Here is a 10,303-nt window from a genome sequence, read left to right as displayed (position 1 = left end):
AGCGTCACTCCCGAAGGAGATCTGCTTGCTTCACGCGCTCGACTTGCATGTATTAGGCACGCCGCCAGCGTTCGTCCTGAGCCAGGATCAAACTCTCCAATAAAAGTAGTTTGATTGGCTTTGTCTTACTTGTTTTTCCTCTCCCAATCAGATGAGGAAAAACGAATTGACGTCAGGCTATTTTGTTTAGTTTTCAAGGTTCGAATTTTCAATCCGCTGCTCAAAACAGCGACTTTTATAATATATCATGCGCTTGTCTTGATGTCAACAAGAATTTGCATAACTTGTTGATGTATTCAGCTTTGATGTCGCGTGTTTTTTGCGACGCTTATAAATATAGCACGGTATACAAATCAACGTCAATACTTAAAGTTAATATTTTTAAATAAATATTTCGCTTCATATAATATGTCTTTTATATATAAATGTGCCTGCGATATTTAATCACATATTTTGCAGGATATTTATATTCAAAATCAGAAGTTATATATAGATTGGAGGTAATGAAATGGGTATATTAAACTTTTAATCAACCACTTTAATCTTTAATAAATCATAAAGAAAAGGTGGATACCAATGAATTGGGTAAAAGATTTTTATCAGAAGCAATACAAATGGATGGATTCAACAAGTGAGGAAAAAGATCACTTTGAGTTACAAGTTGAGAGAATTGATACACTTAAAAGTTATTCGAATAGTACTAATCAAACAATTCTTGAACTTGGGGCTGGTGAAGGTTATTTCGCGATTGCTGCTGCCCAAGCTGGTTACAACATAACTGTTATCGAATTAATTCCGGAAGCAGTAAACACAATCAAGCATCTTGTCCAAAAATATAAGGTCAAAGACAAAGTTACCGTCATTGAAGGGGACTTCTATGAAGTTAAGTTGGATAGAAAATTCGATATTATCTTTTATTGGGATGGTTTCGGCATTGGAGAAGATGAGGATCAAATTAGGCTATTGTCTAGAATAAAAGAATGGATGCAACCAAGCGGTGTGGTAATGATTGATATTTACACTCCTTGGTATTGGGCTAAGGCAAATGGCGAAAGAATGAAGCTCCCTAAAATTGAAAGGGAGTATGGTTTCAATGCATTCAATTGCAGAATGATTGATACTTGGTGGCCTTTAAATCAGGAGGAAAGAAAAGTCACTCAATCTTTGAGATGTTATTCACCGGCTGACCTAAAACTTTTATTAAAAGAAGTCGATTTGCAATTAATTACTTGTGAACCTGGTGGCTCATTCGATTATGACTCTTGGGTCTATATTAAAAAAGCACCCTTGCATCAATGTATGAATTATTTAGCTACTATTACACTCTAATTATCGAATGGAAGCCTTTAGTGCCAACGAGTGACTAAGTTGTATAGTTTAAATGGAACCTTCTAAATTAATGAAAAAAGTGGTGAGGAGCCTCCTCACCACTTTTTTCATATAGTATTAATCTCCGTAATAACTCCCCAGAAACAAAATGGACTGGTGTTCTTCATCAGCAATCACATATAAAAATGGTCGATTTGCTATGAATTCAGCATTTATCGCGGGAGCAGATTCCGTCATATTTACAGCAGTTGCCGCAGCCGCTTCACTTCCCTTTTCATTCACTTCAATGACAGCCTTATGCAGTACACGGTCAATTCTTAAGTCATTACCGGACATTGCAGAGAAATTAGCATCATTGTAAGCTTGGTCTAAGCCTAAACTTTGTAAGCTCTTATTCAGATTTTTAAGACCGTATTCTACTTCAAATTTTGGTAGTTGAATGACGACATCTTCTGTATCCTCTAAGTTTTGTACAATGGTATTCCACATGGAAGAGTCCATCTCTTGGATCATAGATTCTAAGTTAGTTGATTCATCAGGTAGTATCACATACATCCCAAGGCTTCCCTTTCCGTAGGGCATCTTAATGGCTTGGTAATTATCGCCTTCCCCATAATGGATAGTTGTGTTTTTTTCCATAAAGGGAATGCTGTTCTTCTTATCGTTTGATACTTGAAATTCACGTTTTTCCGTCTTATTTTCATCAAAAGGTTCGGACCAATCACCTTTAAAATAAATCGCATTTAACAGAACCATCTTAACGTTAGGGTCAATTGGTGAAGTTAACAGTTCCTTGATCATCCCTTCGGTTTCGTCATCCACCCACTCATTTACTTCCTCTACCACTTCAGGCTTGGAAAGGGTGCGTTCAAAAACCTCAGAGTCAAAAGATTCTCTATTCGTTTCTATGAATTCATCTTTTACCGAAAACTCCTTTTCAATCCATATAGAGTTTCCTACGTTTATCTTGGCATCTTCTAATTGAGTGAGATATCTAATGTAATGTTTATAGCTCTCAGCTACTTCATCCTTATCCATCCCTTCATACCCTAGGACCTCATTCATTTCCTCTTCGGTACCACCTTCTGACCCTTGGTAGGTCATCGATAAAGCTGTTGAAATACTGAATGGTGATATGAACGTGCTCTGACTCTGATCTTCTGCCGATAATTCTCGAAAAATTTCCCAAGAAAAATCCGTATTCCCTTCGATCAACGAATCATCTATTTTCTTATGATCGAACGATTCACCTGAATTAAATATAGAGTTACCTTCGTCACCGCACGCTGTCAATAAAGAACAGAATAGCGCCAGAGCAATCCACTTTACCTTCATCAATTACTCCCCCTTACCAATTAGTCGAGTCTAATAGTAAGAAGTTACAAATGAAGATAAATAATCATTTCATTATTCTGCAACTTGATATTTACGGTGATAAATCTTTTCCCCTTTAGTCTCTACTAACACTGTATCTACTATTTCACGTTCGACTAAGTACTCGAGTAATATAGATAAGTCTAAATTATAATGATGGATCTCAGGGTGAATCTTCAACTCCCCGAATGTCCATGGCTCATCTTTTTCTCTCATAATAGAAAGTAAATGTTCTGCACCTTGTTCTGCTCGTGAGTGAATAGCGAAATCGCTGGCTAACAACATCAATTGGATACGTTTGTCAGGTTCTTCATCGCTCTCCATTAATTCTTCATACAACTTGTACACTTCCGGGTCTATTTTTCTCACTTGATTCCACAGAGTTATTTCCGGGTGGAATCCACGCTCTAACACTGCTACACGTGCTAAATAATGCAACGATCGCACCATAAGGCTATTTGCATCTAGATAATGTTTAGCTTCATATAGCTCACGACATTCACGGTAGGCTCGTACCAATTTGGCGAACTCGATCACTTTCCTTAGTTGGCGTGTACTTTCCGGAAATATACGTAGTTGATCTTTAAGGTTGGCAACGTATTCGTTTCTATCAAAGATGACTGATCCATTCGTAAGCCAATCAATCACCTTCCGGTAACCACTCGTATCGATCCACTCGTTCAATAATCTTTCATCTACGATGTGCATCGCAGCTGTTCGACCTTCAAATTCGTAATGCTTCACGTACCATTCATCTTTTGCCTCACGGGCAATGATTAATAAGATGACATCAAAGTTATCTGTAACGGGACTGTTTTCATGAATTTTTTCTACTAATAGAACACCTAATGTATTTTTTTGGCTAGCTTTTTCTTGATATATTGGACGTAATAAATTTTCCATCGCGATAACCTCCTATGACTCCTATAAGATAATTCGACACCACTGCGAAAATTCCTTTTTTATTCACATACATCATTAATAAAATATGCTATACTTCCATTGATAGTTCAAGGAGGTTTATAGAATGGCTCTAAAATATTCGAATAAAATCAACAAAATTCGTACCGTCGCGCTTTCACTTGTCTTTGTCGGTATGATTATTATGTATATTGGACTTATTTTCAAAAATATTGAGTGGTTGATGGTGACACTGATGATTCTTGGAATTATCGCCATCGGTTTGAGTACGGCTATTTACTTTTGGATCGGCTTATTATCGACCAAAGCTGTACCTATTGTATGCCCAGAATGTGAGAAACCGACTAAGATGCTCGGCCGAGTAGATGCGTGTATGCATTGTAAACAGCCATTGACATTAGATCGCAACTTAGAAGGCGAAGAATTTGATGAAAAATATAACTCCAGTAAGTACTGGAAGGAACAAGAGAAGAAAAGCGAATAGACGTATGAATCCCAGCCTACGATAAAGGCTGGGATTTTTTTATCTATACTTAACGACCAGGGCACCAATACCACTGACCCAAAAAACAATAAAGACATAAGATGTTGAAACTGCATCTATCTCAAGAAACATAAAAGCTCCTAATGTCCATTAAAAAATCGCCTAACACAATGTAGGCGATTAAAAGGTTACATTCAATTAGTGTTGGGTTTCTTTTTGGCAGTCTTCACAAGTACCATACACTTCCATGCGGTGGCGACTTACATTGAAACCAGTCACCTGCTCGGCTAGTTGTTCCACTTCATCCAACGATGGATAGTGAAAGTCGACGATTTTGCCACATGAATCACAAATAATATGGTAATGTTCCGCTGTGTTGCAATCAAATCGGCTCGAAGCATCTCCATATGTCAGCTCTCGTACGAGGCCGATATCCAAAAAGACACGCAGATTATTATAAACAGTCGCGACACTCATGTTAGGGAACTTCCCTTCAAGTGCCTTGTAAATATCATCTGCAGTTGGATGGTTCATCGTTTCCATAAGATACTCAAGCACGGCATGACGTTGAGGTGTTATTCTTACTCCTGAACTCTTTAAAGTTGTTAATGCTTCTTGTAATCGTTGCTCAGACACCGTCATGCACCTCTCTTTCAAAATAATAATATTCTTAAATTAGAATTCTTATAATTAGTTTATATCCTCAAACTGGTTTTTGTCAATTTATATGGTCATTTACAACCATTTATACCAATGATCGCACAATAAACTATACATCTGTATTAAGCGGCAACTCTTCGCCACCAGCTTTTTGATTCACGTATCGTGCTGCAACGAATAGATAATCCGATAAACGGTTCAAGTAAGAGACGACCAAATCGATCTCCACTTCTTCTGTTTCGCGAAGTGCTACAGCTGTACGTTCTGCGCGTCGAACGATTGTCCTTGCTACGTGTAATGCTGCTGCGCTTGGGTGACCGGATGGCAAGATAAAATTCTTCAATTCAGCTAACTCTTCATCCCATGCATCGATCTGTTTCTCAAGCTCTTCAATATGTTCCTTTTTCAACTTCCACATCACTTCTTTGTCTGCAGGAGTAGCCAGTTCAGCCCCTACGTGAAAAAGAATCGTCTGAACACGATGCAAGGATTCCACGACTTGATCTTTTCCTTCGAAAGAGACATCAGCTAAATGGCTTCTTCCCATTCCGACCATGGAGTTCGCTTCATCACATGTACCATATGCCTCCACACGTAAATCGTGCTTCTTCACTCGCTGTCCATAGATCAACGAGGTCGTACCTTTATCGCCTGAGCGTGTATAAATTCTCATTATTAGTACCCCCTCTTAGGATCGATTACATTGACTGACAATGGTTTATCCGCTTCAAAATCTTTTAAGTTTTCTTCAAAAATTTCAAACGCACGTTCCTGGTACAGTCTCGAAATTCCAGAGAGATGTGGCGTAATCGTACAATTCTCTAAATCCCAAAGCGGGCTAGCAGAGTCAAGGGGTTCTTCTTCAACCACATCTAACACAGCATGGCCTAGCTGTTGATCCTTCAAAGCTTGAATCATCGTTCCTTGATCAACTGTCTTTCCTCTACCCATATTCAAGAAAATCGCATCTTTTTTCATTGCACTGAATTCTTCTTTTCCAAAAAATTCATCTGTATCATTTGTGTGAGGAAGAACAGCGACCACAAAATCCGCTTCCTTCAAGTAGTCATGCAAACGATCATTCTTTGCACATTCATCAAAGTGATCTTTCGAACGGCCACTATGAGAAACGCCGATCGTTTTCATGCGAAACGCTTTTGCTAAACGAGCTACTTCTTGCCCGATTGCTCCAGTGCCGACCACTAGCATCGTCTTCCCTGTGATTTCTTCCATTTTCACACGTTTATCCCAACTATGTGCTTTCTCAAGCTCGTGCAAATCCTTCGCTTTACGGCTCTCTTGTAGGATCATTGAAATCGCATACTCCGACATCGGAATAGCATGAATCCCTCGGGCATTCGTTACCTGGATGCCCTTTTCGTCTATTTTTTCAAAAGGCATTTCATCAAGACCTGCTGAAATGACCATGATCCACTTCAAATTGTCGGCAGGTTCCAAATGCTCAGCAAGCAAATCTTCTCCGTATGTAATCAAGACATCTGCCTCTTTCAAAACTGGCTCAGCCTCTTGAATGGATTCTTTCCATTGAAAAGAAACATTCGGAAACTTCTTCTCCATGTCTTCTTTGATTTTCGTTTTAACTTTACAACTTGTCACTACTAACACTTTTTGACACTCCTCTATACATACAAACTGACCAACCCTAGTCGATTGGCCAGATTGTTTTTTAATCTAGATTTTCTTCAATGAACTCAAGAGCTTCATTCACGTGATCCTTCACGCGAACTTTACGCCACTCTTTCACTAAGTTTCCATCTTTATCGATGATGAAAGTCGAGCGCTCGATTCCATCATATTCTTTACCAAAATTCTTTTTCAGTTTCCATACATCATATTTCTCAGCTACGTGATGGTCTTCGTCTGCTAATAATAGAAATGGTAGATCGTGTTTATCAATGAATTTTTCGTGGCGTGCTATTGGGTCTGTACTTACACCCAAAATAACTGCGTTCAAATCCTCGAATTTTTTATGATTATCACGGAAATCACATGCTTCCGTCGTGCACCCAGGTGTCATATCTTTCGGGTAAAAATACAATACAACATGTTTACCTTCAAAATCAGAAAGACTTACATCTTTCCCATTACTTGCTGGTAACGTAAAGTCAGGAGCTTGCTTTCCTACTTCGATAGCCATCAAGAATTCCTCCTTTTATAGGTCATATCCATAGATTATCGAACTATCGACCTGCTGACAAATCATATTATCTAAAAAGCTTATATAAAAATGCTGCAGGAAGCAAGTATCCGATGAATGCCTCCATTAGAGCTATGACACGCCCTATTCCCACTGGAGTGATGTCCCCATACCCTACCGTCATCAAGGTCACTCCACTAAAATAAATAGCGTGAAAAAATTTCTCAAACGAATCTCCTGCTTGCAAGGGCGCATCATCAAGAAGTACGACCCCCATTTCGGCTAATAAAAAATATACCAACGCGAAACCGAGCATTAATATAAAATACATGGCGAAAAACGCGCTGAATAATTCTTTTGAAAAAGAACCTCGCACGTCATGAAAGTTTTTCAAGAATATATGAAAGCTATGAATCAGTATGACAATCACTAACACAAGGAAAAACTCATTCATCCAACCACTCTCTCCTTAGAGCCCTTCGCTTCATCATATGTACAAGACGTCTCGTACATGTAAAAATAGAAGGGGATAAGAAAAAATTTTGGAGGCATTCGAATGAACAGAAAACAATCGGAACAATTATATGAAGAAGCTAAAGAGCATATTTTAGGAGGAGTCAACTCTCCATCGCGTGCATATAAAGGTGTTGGAGGCGGTACACCTGTCTTTATGGAAAAAGCTAAAGGGTCCCACTTTTGGGATGTTGACGGCAATGAATACATCGATTACCTCGGAGCTTATGGCCCAATTATCACGGGGCATGCTCATCCACATATCGCTAAAGCCATCAGCCAGGCAGCATATGATGGCGTGCTTTATGGAACTCCAACCAAGTACGAGAACCGTTTCGCGGAGATGCTGAAGAATGCTATACCATCATTAGAAAAAGTCCGCTTTGTCAACTCAGGAACTGAAGCTGTTATGACAACCATCCGAGTAGCGCGTGCCTATACGAAAAGGTCAAAAATCATCAAGTTTGCAGGGTGCTATCACGGACACTCAGACCTGGTACTAGTTGCAGCAGGTTCAGGGCCGTCCACACTCGGCACTCCCGATTCAGCAGGTGTTCCGCCTAGTATCGCTCAAGAAGTGATCACCGTTCCTTTCAATGAAATTGAACCTTTTAAAGAAGCATTGGAAAAATTCGGTGATGAGGTAGCAGGGGTTTTAGTCGAGCCGATAGTAGGTAATTTCGGTATCGTCGAACCAGAGCCAGGATTCCTCGAACAGGTAAAAGAGCTGACTCACGACAATGGAAGTCTCTTGATTTTCGATGAAGTCATCACAGCATTCCGCTTCCACTACGGAAGTGCACAGGAGATAACTGGGGTTCAAGCTGATATGACTGCACTAGGAAAAATCATTGGTGGTGGCTTACCGATTGGTGCTTACGGAGGCCGCGTAGATATTATGGAACAAGTCGCACCGCTAGGCCCTGCTTATCAAGCAGGCACAATGGCAGGAAACCCAGCTTCAATGGCTTCAGGCATCGCTTGTTTAGAAGTCTTGCAGGAAGATGGAGTTTACGATGAAATGGACCGATTAGGAAAAATGCTTGAAGAAGGAATCCTCGAACGTGCAGAAACTCATGGAGTTCAAATCACGATTAATCGACTGAAGGGTGCATTCACTGTCTATTTCACTGATGAGAAAATAAAAAATTACGATCAGGCTGACCGAACGAATGGCGATCAATTCGCTGATTTTTTTCACCTGATGCTCGACCAAGGGATTAATCTAGCACCTTCTAAATTCGAAGCTTGGTTCTTGACGACAGCTCATACAGATGAGGATATCCGTAAAACCCTGAACGCTGTCGATGTAGCTTTCAGTAAAATGAAAAAAGCTTAAATTTTTTTCTGAAATCATCTTGTCATTTAATTCATTTATGCTAAAATATAAATAATTCAGAATATTTTGGATTACCCCTTATCGAAGGAACATGATGTTATGAAACTCCCTTCCTTTCTGGAACTTCCAGACGAAGCTTTTGCCTCTTTGGCAAAAGCTTATTTTTTTATATACACCGCAAAAAAATGATTCACTTACGATTGGAAATAACAAAAATAGAGCGAAGATCCTCCCGAAAACCTTTTAAATTGGAAGAAAAAGTTTGTACAACCTCTCATGTTGGGTATTATGTAACGTATACTTACTAGAGAAATATAGAAAAGGTAGGTCAACTATATGAAAGTCGGAGCTAGAGCCTTAAAAACAGGTGTATCCACAGCGATCGCCTTATATGTAGCAAGTTATTTCGGATTCGATGCAGGTTTATTCGCAGCAGCGATTGCAGCTGTTTCGTCCATCCAGCCATCCATCTATCGTTCATATCAGATGATCATCGAGCAGTTGCAGGCCAATTTTATCGGTGCTGGTATCGCAGTCTTACTCGTACTTACAGTCGGAAACGACCCTTTCTTATTAGGTGTAGGAATCATTTTATCTATAGGAACTTGTATGATTTTTAAAATGAAGGAAGATACGACATTCATCGCGATCATCGCTGTCATAGCCATTATGGAATCAACCTCTATGGCCTTTATGGACTTCGCAGCGATCCGTTTCACATCCATACTGATCGGGATTGCATCTGCATTTCTTGTGAATCTCGTGTTCTTACCACCAAAATATGAAACTAGACTATTCGAAATGATCAATCATACAACAAGCGATATAATGCAGTGGATCCGTGTAACGACAAGACATTTATCTGATCAACCAGCACTAAAAAAAGAGATCAATCGTCTTGAACGTGATCTTGCACATTTAGAGCAAACCTATTTACTTTATTCAGAAGAACGTTCTTATTCTAGAAAAAAAGGATATCGACGCGCAAGAAAACTAGTTCTTTTCCGTCAATTAGTCAACACATCTCGGAAGTCTTTCCAAGTGCTACAGACATTGCATCGAATGGATTATGAGATCGGTCATATCAAAGGTGATTTGAATGAAAAAATCGTTGAAGAAGTTGATAAGACGCTTCACACGCACGAAAAACTCATCTTGATGTATTTAGGAAGGATCCGTAAAAAGACAGTTGACCCTTTAGGGAATATATCTGAACCCGATATTCCATCGTTAGTAAATCAGTTGATGGATATATACGATGAAGGGGAAAAAGACAGGTTCGTATTATTGCCGCTCGCATCAACCTTAATGGATTATCATAACGAACTGATCCATCTAAAAAAATTACTCGTCAGCTATTTGAATAGTAGAACATAAGAAGTTAAAAGCTTGTCATCTACAGGAACTTAGTCGCAAGAACTAGACATGAGGAAATTCTATTATTGCAACTAGTAGCTCACCGCTTGTGACTACGAATAACCAGAAAATCCGAACTAACTCCAATTCTATTAATAGAATTGCGAAG

Annotated in this window: 11 protein-coding genes and 1 rRNA gene; 4 read left to right on the top strand and 8 right to left on the bottom strand. The window is 39.3% G+C overall.

Going from position 1 to position 10,303, the window contains the following annotated elements:
* A 16S ribosomal RNA gene (locus CEY16_RS14330) occupies positions 1-103 on the bottom strand; the annotation flags it as partial.
* A gap of 473 nt (positions 104-576) precedes the next feature.
* On the opposite strand from CEY16_RS14330, the gene CEY16_RS14325 reads away from it, so the two are divergent.
* Entirely contained in the window at positions 577-1,329 is a 753-nt protein-coding gene (locus tag CEY16_RS14325) for a class I SAM-dependent methyltransferase (protein ID WP_101332727.1), read from the top strand.
* 117 nt (positions 1,330-1,446) lie between these two features.
* On the opposite strand, the gene CEY16_RS14320 is transcribed toward CEY16_RS14325, so the two are convergent.
* Both CEY16_RS14320 and CEY16_RS14315 read right to left on the bottom strand, forming a co-directional pair.
* Positions 1,447-2,664, bottom strand: a complete 1,218-nt coding sequence (locus tag CEY16_RS14320; RefSeq protein WP_101332726.1) for a serpin family protein — start codon at positions 2,662-2,664, stop codon at positions 1,447-1,449.
* A 72-nt stretch (positions 2,665-2,736) separates the two neighbouring features.
* Positions 2,737-3,606 carry a nucleotidyltransferase-like protein gene (locus tag CEY16_RS14315; protein WP_101332725.1) on the bottom strand — a complete coding sequence of 290 codons (870 nt, stop codon included), beginning with the start codon at positions 3,604-3,606 and terminating at the stop codon, positions 2,737-2,739.
* Between the two features lie 124 nt (positions 3,607-3,730).
* Here CEY16_RS14315 and CEY16_RS14310 point away from each other — a divergent pair, with 124 nt between their 5' ends.
* The gene (locus CEY16_RS14310; RefSeq protein ID WP_101332724.1) at positions 3,731-4,108 is read left to right on the top strand and encodes a YgzB family protein; all 378 of its coding nucleotides are present in this window, start codon (positions 3,731-3,733) and stop codon (positions 4,106-4,108) included.
* Positions 4,109-4,306: 198 nt separating this feature from the next.
* On the opposite strand, the gene perR is transcribed toward CEY16_RS14310, so the two are convergent.
* The 5 genes from perR to CEY16_RS14285 form a co-directional block, all read right to left on the bottom strand.
* Positions 4,307-4,750 (bottom strand): peroxide-responsive transcriptional repressor PerR, encoded by a 444-nt coding sequence (perR, locus tag CEY16_RS14305; RefSeq protein ID WP_101332723.1) that lies wholly within the window; start codon positions 4,748-4,750, stop codon positions 4,307-4,309.
* 127 nt (positions 4,751-4,877) lie between these two features.
* A complete protein-coding gene (locus tag CEY16_RS14300) occupies positions 4,878-5,441 on the bottom strand; it encodes a cob(I)yrinic acid a,c-diamide adenosyltransferase (RefSeq protein WP_101332722.1) in 564 nt (187 codons plus the stop codon).
* Between the two features lie 2 nt (positions 5,442-5,443).
* Positions 5,444-6,394 carry a D-2-hydroxyacid dehydrogenase gene (locus tag CEY16_RS14295; RefSeq protein ID WP_101332721.1) on the bottom strand — a complete coding sequence of 317 codons (951 nt, stop codon included), beginning with the start codon at positions 6,392-6,394 and terminating at the stop codon, positions 5,444-5,446.
* 61 nt (positions 6,395-6,455) lie between these two features.
* A complete protein-coding gene (bcp, locus tag CEY16_RS14290; protein ID WP_101332720.1) occupies positions 6,456-6,926 on the bottom strand; it encodes a thioredoxin-dependent thiol peroxidase in 471 nt (156 codons plus the stop codon).
* Positions 6,927-6,993: 67 nt separating this feature from the next.
* A complete protein-coding gene (locus tag CEY16_RS14285; protein ID WP_101332719.1) occupies positions 6,994-7,380 on the bottom strand; it encodes a potassium channel family protein in 387 nt (128 codons plus the stop codon).
* A gap of 102 nt (positions 7,381-7,482) precedes the next feature.
* On the opposite strand from CEY16_RS14285, the gene CEY16_RS14280 reads away from it, so the two are divergent.
* Together CEY16_RS14280 and CEY16_RS14275 are read left to right on the top strand one after the other, a co-directional pair.
* Positions 7,483-8,778, top strand: coding sequence for a glutamate-1-semialdehyde 2,1-aminomutase (locus tag CEY16_RS14280; protein WP_101332718.1), 1,296 nt, complete (start codon positions 7,483-7,485; stop codon positions 8,776-8,778).
* Between the two features lie 336 nt (positions 8,779-9,114).
* The gene (locus tag CEY16_RS14275; RefSeq protein WP_101332717.1) at positions 9,115-10,155 is read left to right on the top strand and encodes an FUSC family protein; all 1,041 of its coding nucleotides are present in this window, start codon (positions 9,115-9,117) and stop codon (positions 10,153-10,155) included.
* Positions 10,156-10,303: the final 148 nt, after the last annotated feature.

Source organism: Halalkalibacillus sediminis (assembly GCF_002844535.1).
Lineage (GTDB): Bacteria > Bacillota > Bacilli > Bacillales > Alkalibacillaceae > Halalkalibacillus_A > Halalkalibacillus_A sediminis.
The sequence above is the reverse complement of the archived record's forward strand: the minus strand, read 5'-3'. Positions and strand labels throughout refer to the sequence as shown.

Excerpts from the sequence above, each read along its gene's own strand:
- CEY16_RS14315 (WP_101332725.1), bottom strand. The coding sequence starts at position 3,606 with ATGGAAAATTTATTACGTCCAATATATCAAGAAAAAGCTAGCCAAAAA.
- CEY16_RS14280 (WP_101332718.1), top strand. The coding sequence starts at position 7,483 with ATGAACAGAAAACAATCGGAACAATTATATGAAGAAGCTAAAGAGCAT.
- CEY16_RS14285 (WP_101332719.1), bottom strand. The coding sequence starts at position 7,380 with ATGAATGAGTTTTTCCTTGTGTTAGTGATTGTCATACTGATTCATAGC.
- bcp (WP_101332720.1), bottom strand. The coding sequence starts at position 6,926 with ATGGCTATCGAAGTAGGAAAGCAAGCTCCTGACTTTACGTTACCAGCA.
- CEY16_RS14320 (WP_101332726.1), bottom strand. The coding sequence starts at position 2,664 with ATGAAGGTAAAGTGGATTGCTCTGGCGCTATTCTGTTCTTTATTGACA.
- CEY16_RS14300 (WP_101332722.1), bottom strand. The coding sequence starts at position 5,441 with ATGAGAATTTATACACGCTCAGGCGATAAAGGTACGACCTCGTTGATC.
- CEY16_RS14325 (WP_101332727.1), top strand. The coding sequence starts at position 577 with ATGAATTGGGTAAAAGATTTTTATCAGAAGCAATACAAATGGATGGAT.
- CEY16_RS14310 (WP_101332724.1), top strand. The coding sequence starts at position 3,731 with ATGGCTCTAAAATATTCGAATAAAATCAACAAAATTCGTACCGTCGCG.
- CEY16_RS14275 (WP_101332717.1), top strand. The coding sequence starts at position 9,115 with ATGAAAGTCGGAGCTAGAGCCTTAAAAACAGGTGTATCCACAGCGATC.
- perR (WP_101332723.1), bottom strand. The coding sequence starts at position 4,750 with ATGACGGTGTCTGAGCAACGATTACAAGAAGCATTAACAACTTTAAAG.